This window comes from Microbacterium pasadenense, from assembly GCF_047246565.1.
In the GTDB taxonomy this organism is placed as follows: Bacteria; Actinomycetota; Actinomycetes; order Actinomycetales; family Microbacteriaceae; genus Microbacterium.
Map to the genome: position 1 here is coordinate 575,310 of NZ_JBFOKN010000002.1, position 16,710 is coordinate 592,019.

Below are 16,710 nucleotides of genomic sequence, written 5' to 3' on the forward strand. Positions count from 1 at the left end.
GCTCAGGCGATGGCGAGGTCGACCTGGATCTCGCCGGCGAGCTGTTCGAGCGCGCCGATGACGGTGCCGGCATCCGTCCCCGTGGGAAGCCGGAAGGCGACGGTCGCCTCGAACAGCGTCCCGCCGGCCATCGGAGCGTCGAGGGTGCGGCTGCGGAACGTGTCGATGCTCAGCGCATGCCGGGCGATGGCCGCGGTCACGTCGCGGACGATGCCGGGACGGTCGTTGCCGAGGACCGTCAGCTCCAGTTCCCTCTCTCCCACCGCGGCGTCGTCGGTGGGGTGACCGCCGTGGGCCGTGACCCGGAGCATGCCGTCGAGCTGCTCGAGGGCGGCGGTCAGCTCGTCTTCCCGGTCGTCGGGGACCGAGACCAGGACGATGCCGGCGAAGGCACCCGCGAGCTCGGCGAGCTCGCTCCGCTCCCAGTTGCCGCCGTGCGCCGCGACCTGCTCGGCGAGGGCGTTGACCAGCCCGGGACGGTCGTCACCGACGACGGTGAGTACGAGATGCGCCATGGCGCGAGCCTAGCGCCGCACCGAGCGGCGAGGCAGTCCCCCGCAGGTCATGCGTCGGCGCCGCCGGTGATGACGGGGGCGAGGATGACGACGCCCGCGCCCACCAGGGCGATGGCCGACCCGGCATAGTCCCAGACGGTCGGCGTGAAGCCGTCGACGAGCACGCCCCACGCGAGGGATCCGGCGATGAAGATGCCGCCATAGGCGGCGAGCACTCGGCCGAAGTTCGCGTCGGGCTGGAACGCGGCGATGAACCCATAGGCGCCGAGCGCGAGGACGCCGGCGGCGGCGAACAGCCACCCCTTGTCCTCGCGGACCGCCTGCCAGATCAGCCATGCGCCGCCGATCTCGGCGAGGGCGGCCAGCAGGAACAGGATGGCGATGCGCGCGGTCGTCATGCGCGCCAGTCTGACAGGCTCCACGACGCGCCTCGCAGCGGCCGTCGGTACGCGACCCGCGCGCCCACGTGCGCGGGCCAGGCCGGAGCTTACCCGCGGCGGCGGCCGCATCACAGGGGGCGGCCCTCGCCGCCGGGGGCGGACGTAGCGTGGAAGGCATGAAGGCTCTCCAATACACACGAATCGGATCCCACCCAGAAGTCGTCGAGATCGAGAAGCCGACTCCCGGTCCCGGTCAGGTGCTCCTCCAGGTCACCGCAGCGGGCGTCTGCCATTCGGACGAGTACGTCATGGGACTTTCGGCCGACGAGTACGCCGCGGCCGGCTATCCCCTCCCCCTCACACTCGGTCACGAAGGCGCCGGCATCGTCGCCGAGCTCGGCGAGGGCGTCGAGCACGTGAGCGTGGGAGATGCGGTGGCCGTCTACGGGCCGTGGGGCTGCGGCCGCTGCCACAACTGCTCGCAGGGCAAGGAGAACTACTGCACGAACGCCGCCGCGGAGGGCATCATGCCTCCGGGGCTCGGGGCGCCCGGCTCGATGGCCGAATACATGATCGTCGACGACGCGCGCCACCTCGTGCCCCTCGGCGACCTCGACCCCGTCGAGAACGTGTCGCTGACGGATGCCGGTCTGACGCCGTACCACGCCATCAAGAACTCTCTCCCGAAACTCGGTGCCGGGACCACCGCCGTCGTGATCGGGACCGGCGGGCTCGGCCACGTCGCGATCCAGATCCTCCGGGCGCTCACCTCGGCGACCGTGGTCGCTCTCGACATCTCCGAGGAGAAGCTCGGCCTCGCGACCGAGGTCGGCGCCCATCATGCCGTCCTCAGCGACGAGGACGCCGTCGCCGCGATCAGGGAGCTCACGGGCGGCCTGGGCGCGGAGGCCGTGTTCGACTTCGTCGGAGCCGGCCCCACGATCGCGACCGCCGTGGGGGCAGCTGCCGCCGAAGCGGACGTCACGATCGTCGGGATCGGCGGAGGAACGGCTCACGTCGGCTTCGGCTCGATCGCCTACGACGCCGCCCTGCGGATCCCGTACTGGGGTTCGCGCAGCGAGCTCATCGAAGTGCTCGACCTGGCGCGCTCGGGCCACGTGGGGGTCGAGGTGCAGCAGTACTCACTCGAGGACGGTCCGAAGGCCTACGAGGCGCTGGCCTCCGGCTCGGTCCGCGGTCGCGCCGTCATCGTCCCCTGATCTCAGCCGGGAGTGGGGACGTGTCCCCACTCCCGCATGCCTGAGTGCAGGGCGAGGAGGTGTGAGGAGCGATCGCGGAACCACTCCGGGACAACAAAAAACCCCCGGGTAACCGGGGGTTTGTCTGTGCGCGATACTGGGATCGAAACTGTAACTGCGCTACTGATCACCAGAGCCTCCGATGCCGCTAGACGCCCCGTTTTGGCCCGTATTCTTGCGGATGCAGCGCTTCCAGTGTTAACGTCACAGGAACGCAGGAACAAGCAATAGACTGCACGAGATATTGCACGTTATTGCACGGGCGACGGGGAAGAAGATGGCGAAACGGAAGCGACGAGAGTCATTTGGGGCGGTGCGTAAGCTTCCCAGCGGCCGCGTTCAGGCGTCCTACGTCGGCCCCGACGGCGAGCGTCACAACGCTCCTCAAACCTTCGACACCCTCACCGATGCTCGCGGTTGGTTGGTCACCCAGCAGGCGCAGATACTCTCGGGCGAATGGTCCCGCGGCGCAGCCGAACTGGCCGAGAGCGCAAAGCGTGGGAAGACGGCGACCTTCGCGGAGTACGCGGAGAACTGGATCGACACCCGGACCAACAGGCACGGCGAACACCTTCGCCCACGTACGGCTGCCGAGTACCGCCGGCTCATCCGCGGCCCGCTCGCGCCTTTCGCCCCCCTGCGACTCACCGCAATCACGTCAGAAGCTGTGCGGAGCTGGTACTCCGACCTTGTGAAGGCCGGCACGAAGACTCAGGCTGCGCGCGCCTACGAGTTGCTGAAATCCGTTCTCGCGACGGCGGTCAACGACGGCCGACTCAAGACCAATCCGTGTCAGATTCGTGGAGCAGCAGCCGCGTCCACGGGAAGAAAGATCACACCCCCCACCGCCGCTGAGCTCGCCAAGATCATCGAGGTCATCACTCCGCGCTTCAAGGCCGCTGTCGCTCTAGCCGCCTGGACGGGCGTTCGCTACGGCGAACTCACCGAACTCAGACGGAAAGACATCGACGTCATTGAAAGCGAAAACGGCGAGCAAGCAATCATCGTGAATGTTTCCCGAGGCGTCACGCAGGTGACTGGTCAAGGATTCGTCGTGGGCCCGACGAAGTCCGAGGCTGGCGTTCGGAGCATCGTGCTGCCTCCCCACGTCAATGACATCGTGCTCACTCATCTCAAAGAGAACGTGACCCGGTTCCCCGAGTCGCTCCTCTTCCCCGGCGCTGATGGCTCGAGCCATCTGGGCCAGTCAGCGTTCTACAAACACTGGAACGCGGCGCGCGTCGCCGCTAAGCGCCCGGACTTGCCCTGGCACGGTCTGCGCCATTACGGGGCGACACGGGCGGCGATCGCCGGCGCAACCCTCAAAGAACTGCAGGCGAGGCTTGGTCACTCGACCGTCGTCGCCGCGATGCGTTACCAGCACACCGCTGGCCGCGATGAAGAGCTTGCGAGGCGGATGTCCGAACTCGCATGAGCAGTGACGGCGCCCGCCGTCACGTAAAGTGCCCCCGCTCGAGCGGCAACTCGAACGAGGGCAAGATCACACAACTTGGAGTCGAGATGATCACTGACAACGATACCCGCAGGACCGTCCGAGAAAGCGCCGTCAAGGACTGCGCAATGCACGACTGGTGCGAGGTCGACCATTCCCACGATCAAGACGCTGAAGATCGCGCGTACCACCGCAGGACGGTGACAGCGGGTGCCATCGAGGTGGCGTTCGTCGTCAGCTCGGGGAAGCCGACCGTTGAGTGGATGCCCGATTTCACGGAGTGGACTTTCGCCCCCGACGAAGCCTGCGATCTCGGCGCGCTGTCAGAGTCGTTCCAGCAGATCCATGCCGAGTTCCTCGCCTTCATCGGCGCTAACTCGCGTAGCGGCGGTCGCGACCGCGAGGCCATCGCAAGGATCGACTCGATGACGGTCAGCGAACTGCGCCGCGCGTGTGCAGACGCAGGGCTACCGATGTCATCGATCGGGCGTGTGCTCGATGGAGACGACACCCTCGCTCGCGCGCTGGCCGAGGCATGTGAACCCGCGCGGGAGCTTCGACGCCCGATCGATGTACACGACCGGATGTCCGGACTCGGTGACCTGTGATGACCGTCAGGTCGGCTGTCCGCTCATCGCGCCGCGGACCTTTCCCGAAGTACGAGTCCGATCAAATCTACGATCGCGTCCGGACCCTCCTCGCCTACGGATTCAGCGACCGAGCAATCGCAATGGCTCTCGGCATCTCTGACCGGACGGTCAGCCGCTACCGTCGCGCGCATGGAATCGCGAACGTCTACCGGCGGGCAGCGCTCTGAGGAGGAACAGGATGACCATGGGGTGCCTGCCAGGCGGGCATCCCTCCCCCTCCGTAGCTCAGAGGAAGAGCGAACGCGTTCTAGGCGACCGGTCACAGGTTCGAATCCTGTCGGAGGGACGGGGAAGGATGTACAGATGAGCCGCAAGAAGAACTGGGACGAGCGTCCTGAACGGCGCGGAGGCCCATCACGGTTCCTCGTCGGGGTCGGGCCATATGTGTCCGTGTACTGCAGCGGTCGAGAGATCGCACCGCACCCTAAACACCGGATAGCGTCTTTCGTTCCATCGGACGACCCCGCTCACAATCATTGGGTTGAGAGCACGGCGGGATACGCGGCACATGCGGAAGCGCACTACTTCAAGGTGATTCCGCGCGCCACCCAGTGGCTCGTCGGCGACCGATGGTTGGAGCCCGACGAGCGGCGAGACGCCCGAGACGCCAATGCCTTCCGCAGCCGTTGGCGGCTTCAGTGCCCGCATTGCCGCATCGTCAAGCCATTCGCGAACCCCACGCAGCTTTCTCCCGCAATATCGGCGTTGGCGCTGCTACGCGGTGAGGACGGCATCATCGAGGTGCCGCTACGGGCTTTCGTCCGACACATCGATGAATGGGGAAACGGATAGTAAGGGGCAGAAGGCGGCACAATGTCGCACAGCCCCGGTATGCTGTAAGGGCACGGCGTTGGGCCTAGTTTTCGGACTGAGTAGCTCCCCGGTTGCATAAGCCTCCGAGCAGAGGATCACTTCTCATGCTCCGGAGGCTTTCCTCATGTCCCACACGGACACTCCCTGGGTTCCGATCGAAGTAGCGGCCAAGCACTACTCGCTCAGTACCGACACCGTTCGCCGGATGATCACTCGCGGCGAGATCGAAGCTCGACGTTTCGGACCGCGTCTTATTCGCGTGCGCCTGGAAGACATCGTCGCGTCAGCCCGACCCCTTCGTTACATCGGAGGTGCGGGCGAGTGAACGCAAACGAAAGCCGCCCGGAGGCGGCTGTCGAAGATCTGGCTGGCCGGCTGATCTCCGTCAAGAATACCCCGATCAAGCGCCGATCGCAGGCGAATCGCGCGGGCGAGGTGATCGCCTGATGGGTTTTCGTGACGCCGAATGGGCGTACAACCTTCCTGATCTCGAGATGCGGGAAAAGGTCGTGCTGACGGCCCTCTGCCACCGCACCGACGACAAGACGCACCAGACCTTCGTCGGTCAGCAGACGATCGCGGAGATGGTCAGCAGCTCGCCCGACTTTGTTCGCCGAGGGCTCCGCGAACTAGAGCGGTTGGGGGTGATCCAGCGAAAGCGCCGAACCGGCGCGGGCGGGTACAGAACGTCCGACCTGACGACCGTCGACACCGCCTACGCGGCTGCAAGCCTAGAAGGCGCAGCGCCCACTAGGCCGGGAACCTACAAGGCTGACAGCCGCAACCTAACCGGCTCTGAGCCGCCGCCTACCCAGACCACAGCCGGTGCAGAGGAGATCACTCAGGGTTATCACTCAGAGGATCATTCAGTCTCTCCCGCTGAGGCATTCGAGCGGGCGTGGAAGAACTGGCCGAAGAAGGTCGAAAAGCGAGACTCGAAGGATGCGTTCGAGAAGGCAGCGCGTCGCCGTTCGGTCACAGAACTGGAGCATGACGTCTCCCGGTTCGGACAGGCATACGCGCGGTCCGCCTCCGAGGTGCGCTTCGTTCCTGCGCTGAGCTCGTGGCTTCGCAAAGAACGATGGACCGACGATCTCCCCGTTCCGTCGCTCAAGGGGGCGCGCGAATCGGTCGACGACCGGAACCTGGCTGTAGTCGCCTCCCTCCAGGCTGCCGAATGCGCGGCCGGCCGACACAAGCTCACCGTGGACAACACCTGCGCGCTATGCGACGTCAGGCCCTGGCAGCTAGAACTGCCGGAAGGGGTGAACTTCTGATGATCGCCCCCAGGCCGGACAACTTCGACGAACTCACGCGGACCTGGAACGACCCTGCTGCTTTCGCTCAAGAACTGGCGAAGTACTACGACCAGGTACGTCAGCATTCGGAACCGGTGATCGATATCACCTCCCCCCGCCGCAGGAGGAAGGACTGATGGGTGCGCCACTGACCAATCACTACGTCATGTCGATGGCAGAACTGCGCATCGTCTTCCAGGAGGCGAACCTCGCCAGCCTTCTCAAGCAGTTCAAGCGTAACGACAACGTCGCCTACCGGATCGTTCACGACATGCAGAAAGCCATTCTGAGCGAATCTGCCGCGGGCGGCACTGAACCGCGGCAAGAGGCGGCATCAGAGGAACGTGAGTACTGGACAGTTCCGCAACTACATCGGGCATCACGCAGAGGGGAGACCACCATCCGAAAAGACATCCGGGAGAACCATCTCCCCGCCACCCAGGTCAACGGCACATGGCTCATCACGAACGACGACGCCCGAACCTACATCGCCAGCCGGCGCAAGAACTGAAGGACTCACACACATGGGACTCGAATCACTCGAAGCCGAGATCGCAAGCATCCGCGAATCCGCCACAAGCGTGCAGCGCACCTACAGCCAGAACGTGACCAGCATCCAGAACGATGCGACGCTCAGCGACACCGGCAAGTCAGACCAGAAAGCAGATGCCTACGCGCACGCCAAGGCCGACCTGGGTGCCCTGCGCCAGCGGGAAGAGGCCGTGATCAACGCCGCCATCAACAGCCGCAAAGCGATCATCGAAGCGCCAACCAAGCCGACCGCATCCTCGATCATTTCCTATCGCGATGCGCAGGACCGCACTGACCGAATCGCAGACGCGGACGAAGCCAAGGCCCTCATCGAGCGCGCCCTCCGACAGGACGACCTGTACCTCGCACACGCCATCTTCGATCGAGCGACGCAGGAACGCTGGCATGGCGTCGCGCAGGTATTCACCCACGCCAAGCCCGAGTACGCAGACACCGTGCGGGAGCTGCAGACCCTCATCGACACCAGGGACGCGGGACTCGAGCGAACCATGCAGTACGCCATCTTCGCGAGCTGACAGATCAGACGCAATGGCAACCGCGCGCACTCAAACAGATCGAGACCCCAGGGCGGGGTCCCCCTCAAGGCTCCGGGGAAAGACCTCAGGGTTTTGGGATCGTCTCTCCCCGTCCTTTTTTTTCACGGAAGTTGGTGGCCCCAATGAGCGATGACGCAGCCGTTGATGACTCCCCGTCCCCCTCCCCCGCGGATGTCGCCGCCGTTGTGAGCGCTCGGCGCTTCACGCAGTCGGAGGTTGACCAGATCGTCCAGGAGCGGCTGCGACGCTCGCGGCCATCGGACTACGAAGAGGTCGCGAGGACTGCGGAAGCCGTCGATGAGATGGAACGACTGATCGGAGAAAAGGAGCAGGCGCTAGCGCAGGCACGCTTCGAGGCTCGCCGAGACGCACTCGCGCTTCACCATGCGGTGCCCATAGACCTTCGCGACGAGTTCATGACTTCTACCGACGAAACGACGCTCGCGATGCAGGCGGAACGCCTGGCGCGGCTGGCGGCGCAGCAGAGGGCGACCGGGAACGTCGCGCCGCGCGAGGGGTCAGTCCGGGTCAGTGGCGCAAGCAACGACCGTGAGGAGCGCCACTTCGTGAACGACCTCTTTGGCAACGACAACTTCTGAACGGAACTCAATGGACGGCAACTACCCAATCAATCGCCCGGACCTGAATCGGCCCGAGTTTCGTCGAATGACACAGGAGCGCCTTGTGCGTCTCAGCCGGCTGAAGAACCCAACGGCGAAAGAATGCGTCGTCGTGGAAGCCCTAGCTGCTGTCGCGGCTCTGCAAGCAGCGTGGGATGGCCTCAGCACCGACGGCGACGAAGGGGCCCGCAATGTCTGACCGGGTGGTGCGCGTAAAACTGAGCGCGCAAGTTCAGGACTATCAGGCCAACATGCTGAAGGCCGCTCAGGCCACCCGCTCTGTTGGCACGGAAGCGGAGAAGCTCACCCAGCAGCGGCAGGCGTTCGACCTGCTGGGTCGCAGCATGCTCGCCACCGGTGGTGCGATGGCTGCCGGTGTCGGTCTCGCGGTCAAACGCTTCGCAGACTTCGATGCCGCGCTCTCCAACGTCGCAGCGACTGGTCAGGACGCGAAGAACAACCTCGATGCCCTGCGGCGGGCTGCGATCGACGCCGGCGCTTCAACCGTCTTCTCCGCGACGGAGTCGGCGAACGCGATCGAGGAGCTCGCGAAGGCGGGCCTGAGTGCGTCAGACATCCTCTCGGGCGGTCTCGCGGGATCCTTGGATCTCGCGGCGGCTGGAAGCCTGGGTGTCGCGGAGGCGGCCGAGATCGCGGCGACGACTCTGCAGCAGTTTGGCTTGGACGGGAGCGAGGCGTCTCATGTCGCCGACCTTCTGGCGGCCGGCGCTGGCAAGGCCATGGGTGATGTCGCCGACATGGGCCAGGCGCTCAACCAGGCGGGTCTCGTCGCGAATCAGTTCGGTGTGTCCATCGAGGAGTCCGTCGGAGTTCTGTCGGCGTTCGCTTCGGCGGGCATGCTCGGGTCTGACGCGGGCACGTCGATGCGCACGATGCTTCTGCGGCTGGCGAACCCGACCAAGGAAGTCACCGCGCTCATGGAGGAGCTCGGGATCAACGCCTACGACAGTTCGGGCCAGTTCGTCGGCCTGGCTGGTCTTGCGGGTGAGCTCGAGACTTCACTCGCGGGGATGTCAGAGCAGCAGAAGCAGACGACGCTGGCGATGATCTTCGGCCAGGACGCTATCCGCGGCGCGACCATTCTGCTGGATGAGGGCGCCGCGGGTATCCAGAAGTGGACCGACAAGGTTGACGAGCAGGGCTACGCGGCCGACACGGCCCGCACGAAGCTCGACAACCTGAAGGGTGACGTCGAGGCTCTAGGTGGCGCATTCGACTCAGCCTTGATCGCGATGGGTTCGGGCGCGGACGGTCCTCTGCGTGCGCTCGTGCAGAGCATCACCGAGGTCGTCGACGGTTTCAACGACCTCCCAGACTGGGCACAGCAGGCCGCCCTCGGCGTGGGTGCTGTGGGTGCTGCTGCGGGTCTGGCTGGTGGTGCGTTCTTCCTCGCGGTTCCGAAGGTCGCTGAGTTCCAGGCAGCGATGGACGGCTTCGGTCCCACCGCCCAGCGGGCAGGACGAGCACTGGGAACGGTAGCGGGTGCTGTCGGGGTATTCGCCGCCGTGGGAGCGGCAGTCGCCGGCCTTGAGGCTGTGGGTGATGCACTTCGGGGTATTGAGGCTGAGTCCTCCGAGCTCGCAAACACGCTCACAAAGGGCAGCCTCGACAAGGCGCTCGCACAATCCGTCGAGGGAACGGCGTTCCCGTGGGAGATCGAGAACGTCAAAGCCAATATCAAGGACCTCAGCGAGGTACTCGATCAGATGCGAGAAGGACGACCGTCCGCGAACAGCAACGACCCAATCGATCTGTGGTTTGACCAGCTCTCCGCCTCCGTCACCAACCTCGGCGACGCGCTCGCGAAAGCCTCCCCCGACGAGCTCGCCGCGACACTCACGGCACTGCAGGACACCTACGGGCTCACCGATGACAACATTCTGACTCTCATCGACAGCTCATCGACCTTGCGCGCGAACCTTGTTGCACAGGCCGACGCAGCTGGTCTGGCTGCGGACGATCAGGTACTCCTGCAGTTCGCTCTAGGCGGCTCCAAGGATGCGACAACAGACGCCGCGGCAGCGACCGAAGTTCTGGCTGCAGAAGCCGACGCAGCAGCAGCCGACCTGGATTCCCTTGTTGCCGCGCTCGACGGCGTAGCCGGCGGAGCAATGGGTATGGCCGACGCGATCGACGGGGCACAGGGCGCGATCAACACGCTCAAGGACGCCGCAGAGAACCAGAAGGCGTCGCTCAACGGCACCAATGACGAGTCGATCCGCCTGCGCGATTCGATGCGGGAGGTCGAGTCCGCGCACCGTGACGCCGCTCAGGCCATCCTCGAGAACGGAGGCTCCGTCGACGAGGCCACTTCGAAGTGGCAGGCGGGCCGCGAAGCCATCGTGCAGCAGCGCATCGCCATGGGCGAGTCCGAAGGCGCCGCGCGCAGGTGGGCAGACCAGCAGCTCGGGTCCGCTGACCAGGTTCGTGGCGCTCTCGCCGACGTGAAGTCCGCAGTGGATGCACTGCCGGAAAACATGACGATGAGTCTCACCGCGAATGTCGCATCCGCAGTGAACACCTTGCAGGGGTTCATCAACCGATACGGGAAGCTCCAAGGCACGATCAACTACCGCGCCACGCAGAGCGTCGAGACGGGCGCGGAACGCCCCGGACGCGCGACTGGCGGCCCCATCTTCGGACCGGGCACCGGCACCTCAGATTCGATCCCGGCGATGCTGTCGAACGGTGAGCACGTCATCACCGCAGCGGAAGTCGAGCGCGCCGGCGGCCACGACAGGATCTACGCCTGGCGCAAAGCGATGATGACCGGAACTCTCCCCACGTTCGCTTCGGGCGGCAAGGTGTCGTATGCGATCGACCGGTCTCAGGTTGTGCAGTGGAACCGTGATGTTCGTCGCGGTGAGGCTCGCGCGGATGGTCTGGGCGGTAACGCCCTGTCGCTGGTCGACAAGCTGTTCGACATCGCGGCTGACATTGGCGGCAAGTATGGCAAGCGGCTTCGTGACGATGCGCTGAAGTCCGAGAAGGCGTTCACGCGCCTCGAGAAGCGGGCCGATGAGGCTGCGGCTCGTCTGGACAAGGCGAAGGACAAGCTGTCGGATCTGCGGGATGCCGCGTCGTCGATGGCATCGCGCGTGGCTTCGGCGGTGCGGTCGTTCTTCAACGCGGGCGACCTGGCGACGTCGAAGACTGTGACCACGGGCTCGTCGTCCACGAAGGTCGTCAACGGGATCGTTGTTGCCGGCGCAGGCGTGACGACGACCCAGCAGGACACGACGTCCGCGAAGTCGATTGCGTCGACCATGAAGAAGGATGCGTCGGCGATCAAGCGGTTCGCTGAGAAGTTGAAGCGACTGTCCAAGAAGGGGCTGAATCCGGCTCTGCTTGAGGAGGTCGCGCTGCTTGGTATTGAGCAGGGTGAGCCGATTGTGGATGCGCTGTTGGAGGCGTCGAAGGCGGAGATCAAGTCGATCAACTCTTCGTACGGGACGATCAACAAATATTCGAACCAGTCGGGCGACACGGTCGCGGATGCGAACTTCGAGAAGCTGATCGATAGCGCTGAGAAGCAGGTTCGTGAGGCGAAGAAGAACTCGGATGCGATCCGGGATCAGTTGAAGCGCGAGACGACGAAGATCATCAAGGGCATCACGGATGCGCTCAATAAGGGCTCGAACACGAAGGTTCAGAAGAAGGCGTTCGGTGGTCCGATTTACGGGCCGGGTTCGTCTACGTCGGATTCGATTCCGGCGCTTCTGTCGAACGGCGAGAACGTGTGGTCGGCGGCTCAGGTCGAGCGCGCGGGCGGGCAGGCGGCGGTCGAGTCGTTGAAGCGTCTGCAGCCGACGTTGCCGCGGTTCGTGAATGGTGGCCCGGTCGGTTTCGGTGCTGCTGCGGCTGGGCCCGTGACCTCCGTTGTGACCGTCGAGAGCGCCCGCCTCATCGCGTCAATGACGGCGGCAGCCGTTCGGGACGTTCGCTCCGCTGATCGGTCTGCCGACGCGCAAGACGCGCACCTCGCAGCCATGCGCGGCGTGCGTTAGCGGACCCTCACCGCGCTTCTGCCGAGAGCGGCATCGAGCCGCGGCAAGACGCGGCATCAGAGGAACGTGATGAGCGAAGCACCCAAGCGGCCTGCCGCCAAGACGAAGGACTGAGAATGGCACTTCCCTCAAACATCGGTGTCTGCGAGATCACCGGCACATTCACACGGGGCGTCGCAGACGGGTCGGATCCCGATCGCGACCCCGATGCCATACCCGCCATCGGTCTGCAGTTCTGGTTTACGCCGGACCTGAAGCCTGCCCTCGCGAAGATCCCCTCCCAGAAGCGCACCATCGCCATCGACCCGGTCCCGGCTGTGACCGATGAGGATGGCGTGCTGATCGGTCCGGATGGTCTGCCTGGTGTGCGGCTCATCGCGTCGAACGATACGGACATGATCCCGAACGGGTGGACGTGGAGGGTCACCGTGTCGGGTGAGAACTTCCCGAACGTGCAGACCAGTTTCCCTGCCCCTGTCGGTGGCGTGCTGGACTTCTCCGAGATTGTCCCTGTTCCGCCGTCCCCGGGTAACCAGGTTCAGATTTGGCAGGCTGTCGTCGATCAGGCGACGTCTGCTGCGGGTGTCGCTGTCGAGGCGCGTGATCTGGCGGTTGAGGCTGCCGGATCCGTCCAGCGTGACGCACCCAACGGTGTCGCACCCCTCGACTCGGGCAAGAAGATCCCCGAGCCGAACCTGCCCACCCGACTCACCGAAGCTGGACTAAACGCCACAAGTGCGTCGATCGCAAACGAGGCCATCGGCGACCAGGCGGCTGACTCTGCGTCGCCTATGCGGGTCGAGTTGGCCGGTGCGTTCGCGTCCACGTCACTCTTCGACCGCAAGCGCACGCCACGACCGCCGATGACCACCGTCGCCCCGCTCGTGGCTGGTCATCCTTGGACGGGAGCGTCTACCGGGACGAACAACCTGAATGACACGTCCGATTGGGCGATCGGCGACCGGTGCATCTCTGCGACCGCCGTCAGCGGTGCAGGTTCGTCGGTGAAGTTCCAGGTCACCGGGCAAGACTTCGACCTCACAAGCAAGGGTCTCGTGTTCTGGCTGAAGGTCAAGAACCGGATGCGTCTCACGCAGTTCTACCTCGACGTGGGCGACAACACCTTCGCGAACCGATTCCGAGTCAACCTCACCCTCCCGAGCGGCGGCAAGTCCACCCTGTGGGAGGACGAGTGGTCCCCGCTATTCGTGCCGTTCGCCGTGCTCGACCAGACCCGCACCGGTTCACCCACCCGCGGAGGATCAACAGGTTTCCGCATCTTCTTCGGCGATGTCGGCGGCGCAGGCGACCCGGTGTCAGTGAAGTTCGGCGGCGTGTCGAAGTACACCGAGGGTGTCTCGAAGTTCCCCCACGGGGCAGCCTCCTTCACCTGCGACGACACCTGGAAAGAACACATCAAGGCAGCCGAGTACATTGCCCGCAAGGGTGGCACGGTCAGCCTGTTCCCGATCATTGGACGCCTCGGGCTGAGCGGCAGCTACTACACCGAAGACGACCTCCGCAAGGCGGTGTTCAGCTACGGCGCAGAGCTTGGCTTCCACGCCATGAACGACGCCGGCCACGTCGATGTCACCACCCTCACCCAGGAAGCGCTCGAAGAAGCTATGCGCGCCGGGCGACAGTGGGCGTTCGATCACGGCTTCCCACCGATGGTGTCCTACGCCTACCCGGTCGGCCCTTTCGACGAGAAGTCAGTCGAGAGCGTGCGACGCTACTTCGGTTACGGGCGCACCAACGACACCCGGCTAATGACACCCACGTCTGACCACCGGTACAGTGCATCCGCGATCGTCCTCGGCGCATCCGTCAGCCTTGCTCAGGCAAAGGCGATGGTCGACTCTGCCTACGCGGACGGGCTCTGGGTCAACATCGTCACCCACGACCTGCCCACAAGCGCACCAAGCTCCAACGGCTGGCTCTGGTCAGACTTCACACAGCTCGTCGACTACATTGCCACCCTCGGTATGCCCATCGTCGCGGCGGGCGACGTAATCAACGCGCTCTAACTTCCTCCATAGTTCAGCCCCCGGCTGCCTCTCGAGGCGGTCGGGGCTGCGCGGCTCTCACCAATCAGATGCGGATGTCGTTGTCGAACCAGTGAGCGACCTGACCTCCCACGGTGTTCTCCACGTCGAATGCGTCCCAGGAGCGGTACAGCTTATGTACGACGTCGGCCGGCATCGTTGGCAGGCTTTGTTCCTTCAGGAGGAGCACGCGCTTCTTCTGTCCGAGCATGTAGCCGAGCTCGAGCGAGACGTTGGGGTTGAAATCCCGGTTCGCCACGTCCTCGAACACTGCGATTCCGTAATGGGAGAGTGCCATGTAAAGCTCGATGTTGGACCAGACGTCGCCGGTGTAATCCCGGTCATCGGCCCGTACGCCGTGGAGACCCCGTGCAGCGAGGGTGCTCTTGATGGTCGCGTGGGCCTCGCCAAGTGGCCTGGCTTTTGCGAATCGCATCATGATGAAGACGTTTTTCGACGGCCCCGGATGATCCTCGAGGAAGGCATTGATGTAGGGCGCCAGGTGTGGGTAGTCCTCGGCGACCGTCCCCACCCGTGCTGACATTACGAGTGAATCGACATGCGTACGCGCCTGAGCGCCCAGAAGAGCATGGGTCTGCGAAGTCTCAGCGTTATTCGGACCCGTGACGACCACCGTTGCCTGCACCCCGAGTTCTCTTTGCATCACGGATTGGAGCTTCGTCTCGTTCAAGACGCCCCGCCATGTGAAGAACATCACGCGAGGCGTGCCGCCTTTCGAGGGGTAGAAACCCGCCATCCAGGTCGACCCGTCAGCGACGACAAAAAGCTCCCATGACTGCCACAGCGGGGATGCCCAACGATCGAGGCCCTCGGGTCCGAGCAGCCCCAGAACCTGGTCGGCATAAAAATCCAGGTGGCGGCTGATCTCCGCTTGCTGTTCCCTCGGCATGTCGCCGGCGGTGTGTTGCATGATGGGCCATTCGAGCGGCATACATCCCCCTTGAGCTTGACGAGCCGACTCTATCTAGATCGAGACCTCGCCCACCGCGCCGGACCAAACCCAGCACCGGTACTCCTCGCCGCCGATCATGAAGACGATCCCCACGGCGTCCGGCGTCCACCTAGCTGCGGTTGCATCCACCCGCACTGGTGTTTCCCCGAACCGAACCCACGCCTTCACCCGCCGGCGCGGCCGAGGGTCAACAGTCAGCGGCACCTCATCGAGTCGCAACTCGAGGGCGGTGAGCGACTGCAACTGTGCACCGCGCGCCACAACCTCAACGGCTCGCTCGTTCATACGAGCATCCACCGCATCGGCGTAGCGGCGGTTCGTGCTCACTCAACGAACGATGGCATGGACGTCCGACGTTCCGTGCCCCATGCGTTCGCATGCAGTACCATCGCGAAGGCGGGAAGCTCCACCTCCCCCTGACGTGCGGCCGAACGCGTTCCAGCTTGCCCCGTCGGAGCTTCCCGCCGCTCTAAGCTGTGCGCATGACGCGGCTACCGGACGACGGGCTCGAAGCGGGCGCACAACCGGCCTGTCCGTTCTGTGGCACGGTCATGCGTGACGCGGACGCCGGCTACGTCTGTGGCGGGTGCGGGCACTTCCTCGACGTGCCTTGGATCGAACGGCCGACCGACGGCGACGACCTGCCCGGACTACGGGGAGGATGAGGGACATCAGGCGGACCAATCCACGCCTTGATTAGCCAATCGAGGGGCTCGAGTGATAAGCTGGTTGCTACGGGTGTGGACCTCTGGTCTATAGCCCGGCTCTTGTAGAACGACCCCGGCTTCTGCCGGGGTCGTTCTTCATTTCCCCGGCTTACCGTTGCCGTGATCGTAGACCTGGATGCTGTGGTCGGCGTCGCGCCAACCCTCAAGACACGAGGTTGCGCCAAGTTGATCCCGGACATGCTTCGCCAACTGTCCCTTAACGTTGTGGCCCGAAGCCAAGCCTGCGGCAGCGCGGAACTCGTAGGCAGCGGCCGACGTGAATAGGTCGACAACTTGTAACCCGTCGAAGGCATGGCTGTCAGCCCGGTAGACGGACTGGACCGCCAGCCTCTTCAATCGCCGGTTGACGCTGAATCTCAGTTCTTCCTCGAAGAGCACGGCCGCAGGGGTCGAGTAGTTGTCCGCAACAACAGCGACCACGGCGCCTCGGGGAACGCTCGCGACGACCAATTGTTCGGCCATCTTCCGGTAAGCGGTCCAGCGGTCGCCGAAGCGCTGAACCGGATCCGCGACGCTGCGGTCAGCAATGAAGCTGTAGAAGTGAACACCGTCTGTCGCGAGGGTGATGTCTACGAGTTCCTTGTAGAGGTCCAGGGTGCCCTGCGTGACGCTCGCAAAATGAAACTCCTTGTACCAATGTCTGCGATCGCGGAGATTCTGAACTTTACGGAGTAGCCGAGACGGTTCATCGATACTGATCAACCCGACACCAAAGAACCGATCATTCGAGATCGATCCGGTTTCATCAAGGAAGCATGTGGCGACCGGATGGTCCTTCGGGAGTTTCGGATGCGCAGGCATATGCGAGATTCTGCCAGTTCGGTGCGACAGACCAAGACGTTACTGCCCAACGCGGGGGT

17 protein-coding genes and 1 tRNA gene are annotated in these 16,710 nt (G+C 64.4%); 13 read left to right on the top strand and 5 right to left on the bottom strand.

What is annotated here, in order from left to right:
• Window positions 1-2: 2 nt before the first annotated feature.
• Both AB3M83_RS08920 and AB3M83_RS08925 read right to left on the bottom strand, forming a co-directional pair.
• Window positions 3-515 carry a glycine cleavage system transcriptional repressor gene (locus AB3M83_RS08920; RefSeq protein ID WP_412947183.1) on the bottom strand — a complete coding sequence of 171 codons (513 nt, stop codon included), beginning with the start codon at window positions 513-515 and terminating at the stop codon, window positions 3-5.
• Window positions 516-562: 47 nt separating this feature from the next.
• Window positions 563-913, bottom strand: coding sequence for a YnfA family protein (locus AB3M83_RS08925; protein WP_412947184.1), 351 nt, complete (start codon window positions 911-913; stop codon window positions 563-565).
• Between the two features lie 158 nt (window positions 914-1,071).
• Between AB3M83_RS08925 and AB3M83_RS08930 the strand changes: the two genes are divergently transcribed.
• From AB3M83_RS08930 to AB3M83_RS08990, 13 genes are all read left to right on the top strand, one after another.
• Window positions 1,072-2,115, top strand: a complete 1,044-nt coding sequence (locus tag AB3M83_RS08930; RefSeq protein WP_412947187.1) for an NAD(P)-dependent alcohol dehydrogenase — start codon at window positions 1,072-1,074, stop codon at window positions 2,113-2,115.
• A gap of 352 nt (window positions 2,116-2,467) precedes the next feature.
• Entirely contained in the window at window positions 2,468-3,589 is a 1,122-nt protein-coding gene (locus AB3M83_RS08935; RefSeq protein WP_412947190.1) for a tyrosine-type recombinase/integrase, read from the top strand.
• Between the two features lie 86 nt (window positions 3,590-3,675).
• On the top strand, window positions 3,676-4,215 hold the full coding sequence (locus AB3M83_RS08940; protein ID WP_412947192.1) for a hypothetical protein: 540 nt from the start codon (window positions 3,676-3,678) through the stop codon (window positions 4,213-4,215).
• A gap of 256 nt (window positions 4,216-4,471) precedes the next feature.
• Window positions 4,472-4,543: transfer RNA gene (locus AB3M83_RS08945), tRNA-Arg, on the top strand.
• A 17-nt stretch (window positions 4,544-4,560) separates the two neighbouring features.
• Window positions 4,561-5,049, top strand: coding sequence for a hypothetical protein (locus tag AB3M83_RS08950; RefSeq protein WP_412947194.1), 489 nt, complete (start codon window positions 4,561-4,563; stop codon window positions 5,047-5,049).
• A 145-nt stretch (window positions 5,050-5,194) separates the two neighbouring features.
• On the top strand, window positions 5,195-5,395 hold the full coding sequence (locus AB3M83_RS08955; RefSeq protein WP_412947197.1) for a helix-turn-helix transcriptional regulator: 201 nt from the start codon (window positions 5,195-5,197) through the stop codon (window positions 5,393-5,395).
• 121 nt (window positions 5,396-5,516) lie between these two features.
• A complete protein-coding gene (locus AB3M83_RS08960) occupies window positions 5,517-6,347 on the top strand; it encodes a helix-turn-helix domain-containing protein (RefSeq protein WP_412947200.1) in 831 nt (276 codons plus the stop codon).
• Between the two features lie 157 nt (window positions 6,348-6,504).
• Window positions 6,505-6,879, top strand: coding sequence for a hypothetical protein (locus AB3M83_RS08965; RefSeq protein ID WP_412947202.1), 375 nt, complete (start codon window positions 6,505-6,507; stop codon window positions 6,877-6,879).
• Between the two features lie 13 nt (window positions 6,880-6,892).
• The gene (locus AB3M83_RS08970) at window positions 6,893-7,435 is read left to right on the top strand and encodes a hypothetical protein (RefSeq protein ID WP_412947204.1); all 543 of its coding nucleotides are present in this window, start codon (window positions 6,893-6,895) and stop codon (window positions 7,433-7,435) included.
• 143 nt (window positions 7,436-7,578) lie between these two features.
• Window positions 7,579-8,055: a hypothetical protein gene (locus tag AB3M83_RS08975; protein WP_412947205.1), complete on the top strand. Its 477-nt coding sequence runs from the start codon at window positions 7,579-7,581 to the stop codon at window positions 8,053-8,055.
• A 10-nt stretch (window positions 8,056-8,065) separates the two neighbouring features.
• Window positions 8,066-8,275: a hypothetical protein gene (locus tag AB3M83_RS08980; RefSeq protein ID WP_412947208.1), complete on the top strand. Its 210-nt coding sequence runs from the start codon at window positions 8,066-8,068 to the stop codon at window positions 8,273-8,275.
• The gene (locus AB3M83_RS08985) at window positions 8,268-12,104 is read left to right on the top strand and encodes a phage tail tape measure protein (protein ID WP_412947209.1); all 3,837 of its coding nucleotides are present in this window, start codon (window positions 8,268-8,270) and stop codon (window positions 12,102-12,104) included. Before AB3M83_RS08980 ends, AB3M83_RS08985 begins: the two co-directional genes overlap by 8 nt.
• Before the next feature lie 116 nt (window positions 12,105-12,220).
• On the top strand, window positions 12,221-14,131 hold the full coding sequence (locus AB3M83_RS08990) for a polysaccharide deacetylase family protein (protein ID WP_412947211.1): 1,911 nt from the start codon (window positions 12,221-12,223) through the stop codon (window positions 14,129-14,131).
• A 64-nt stretch (window positions 14,132-14,195) separates the two neighbouring features.
• Here AB3M83_RS08990 and AB3M83_RS08995 read toward each other — a convergent pair whose 3' ends face one another.
• The 3 genes from AB3M83_RS08995 to AB3M83_RS09005 all read right to left on the bottom strand — a co-directional run bounded on the left by AB3M83_RS08995 (window position 14,196) and on the right by AB3M83_RS09005 (window position 16,651).
• Window positions 14,196-15,101 carry a hypothetical protein gene (locus tag AB3M83_RS08995; RefSeq protein WP_412947213.1) on the bottom strand — a complete coding sequence of 302 codons (906 nt, stop codon included), beginning with the start codon at window positions 15,099-15,101 and terminating at the stop codon, window positions 14,196-14,198.
• A 33-nt stretch (window positions 15,102-15,134) separates the two neighbouring features.
• The gene (locus tag AB3M83_RS09000; protein ID WP_412947215.1) at window positions 15,135-15,449 is read right to left on the bottom strand and encodes a hypothetical protein; all 315 of its coding nucleotides are present in this window, start codon (window positions 15,447-15,449) and stop codon (window positions 15,135-15,137) included.
• Between the two features lie 476 nt (window positions 15,450-15,925).
• Window positions 15,926-16,651 (bottom strand): DUF3800 domain-containing protein, encoded by a 726-nt coding sequence (locus tag AB3M83_RS09005; protein ID WP_412947217.1) that lies wholly within the window; start codon window positions 16,649-16,651, stop codon window positions 15,926-15,928.
• Between the last annotated feature and the right edge of the window lie 59 nt (window positions 16,652-16,710).

Excerpts from the sequence above, each read along its gene's own strand:
- AB3M83_RS08920 (WP_412947183.1), bottom strand. The coding sequence starts at position 515 with ATGGCGCATCTCGTACTCACCGTCGTCGGTGACGACCGTCCCGGGCTG.
- AB3M83_RS08925 (WP_412947184.1), bottom strand. The coding sequence starts at position 913 with ATGACGACCGCGCGCATCGCCATCCTGTTCCTGCTGGCCGCCCTCGCC.
- AB3M83_RS08930 (WP_412947187.1), top strand. The coding sequence starts at position 1,072 with ATGAAGGCTCTCCAATACACACGAATCGGATCCCACCCAGAAGTCGTC.
- AB3M83_RS08940 (WP_412947192.1), top strand. The coding sequence starts at position 3,676 with ATGATCACTGACAACGATACCCGCAGGACCGTCCGAGAAAGCGCCGTC.
- AB3M83_RS08950 (WP_412947194.1), top strand. The coding sequence starts at position 4,561 with ATGAGCCGCAAGAAGAACTGGGACGAGCGTCCTGAACGGCGCGGAGGC.
- AB3M83_RS08955 (WP_412947197.1), top strand. The coding sequence starts at position 5,195 with ATGTCCCACACGGACACTCCCTGGGTTCCGATCGAAGTAGCGGCCAAG.
- AB3M83_RS08960 (WP_412947200.1), top strand. The coding sequence starts at position 5,517 with ATGGGTTTTCGTGACGCCGAATGGGCGTACAACCTTCCTGATCTCGAG.
- AB3M83_RS08965 (WP_412947202.1), top strand. The coding sequence starts at position 6,505 with ATGGGTGCGCCACTGACCAATCACTACGTCATGTCGATGGCAGAACTG.
- AB3M83_RS08970 (WP_412947204.1), top strand. The coding sequence starts at position 6,893 with ATGGGACTCGAATCACTCGAAGCCGAGATCGCAAGCATCCGCGAATCC.
- AB3M83_RS08975 (WP_412947205.1), top strand. The coding sequence starts at position 7,579 with ATGAGCGATGACGCAGCCGTTGATGACTCCCCGTCCCCCTCCCCCGCG.
- AB3M83_RS08980 (WP_412947208.1), top strand. The coding sequence starts at position 8,066 with ATGGACGGCAACTACCCAATCAATCGCCCGGACCTGAATCGGCCCGAG.
- AB3M83_RS08985 (WP_412947209.1), top strand. The coding sequence starts at position 8,268 with ATGTCTGACCGGGTGGTGCGCGTAAAACTGAGCGCGCAAGTTCAGGAC.
- AB3M83_RS08990 (WP_412947211.1), top strand. The coding sequence starts at position 12,221 with ATGGCACTTCCCTCAAACATCGGTGTCTGCGAGATCACCGGCACATTC.
- AB3M83_RS08995 (WP_412947213.1), bottom strand. The coding sequence starts at position 15,101 with ATGCCGCTCGAATGGCCCATCATGCAACACACCGCCGGCGACATGCCG.
- AB3M83_RS09005 (WP_412947217.1), bottom strand. The coding sequence starts at position 16,651 with ATGCCTGCGCATCCGAAACTCCCGAAGGACCATCCGGTCGCCACATGC.